The following is a 722-nucleotide window of genomic DNA, read 5'->3' on the forward strand; positions in this document are numbered from 1 at the left end:
AGCCTCCAGCATGAACATGCCGGTGAAGGGCTTGCCCTCCATCTCGGACACGGTGCTGCCCAACAAGGCGGCGATGCTCCGGGTCACATACGTGATCTTGCCCTGACGGTCGGTCTCCCAGAACCAGCCCTGCCCGGTCTGCTCGTACTCATGCAGCAATTGTTCGGCGCGGCGCTGCTCGCGCTCGCGCTCTGCGTGGCGATTCGATTGCGACGACGCGGTACGCGCCTGCCGGATCGCCATGAGCAGGCCGATCACCGTGCCTACCGTCAGCAGTGTGAACGAGGCCATCGAGCCAGCGTGGAGCGAGCCGCCACCCCATAGCCCGATCGTCGCAGCAATGATCGAAGTCAGTCGATTCTCCAGCAACGCCGTCGCCATCAGCACGACGATGACGAAGATGTTGACCGTCACCTCCCAGCCAAGGTGCGGGTGCAGGTTCGTCCAGCGCGCCGCTCCGAAGCCGAACAGCATCATCGGCAGCAGGATCGCGACGAACAGCAGCGGATAGCGCTGCCATCCATTGTGAACCACCCTGCGCTCCATGCGCGCATAGATCGAAGCAGGCAGGCACAGCGCCATGCCGAGGGCCATGCACAGGCCTGCCACCATGTCCGGCAATGTCCCGGATATAAGGCCCATCAGTAGCGCACTGACAAGCAGCGCCGGCCCCATCAGGACCCAGCGGCGACACGTGAAATAATGGAGGCAGTCTCCGGCAT

General features: G+C 63.6%; 1 protein-coding gene. It reads right to left on the reverse strand.

From position 1 onward, the window contains the following. On the reverse strand, positions 1-612 hold a 612-nt coding region (locus tag PKF00_RS44850; protein ID WP_271223738.1), incomplete at its 3' end, for a PAS domain-containing protein. Positions 613-722 lie beyond the last annotated feature (110 nt).

The organism is Streptosporangium carneum (genome assembly GCF_027922005.1).
Classification (GTDB): Bacteria; Actinomycetota; Actinomycetes; order Streptosporangiales; family Streptosporangiaceae; genus Streptosporangium; species Streptosporangium carneum.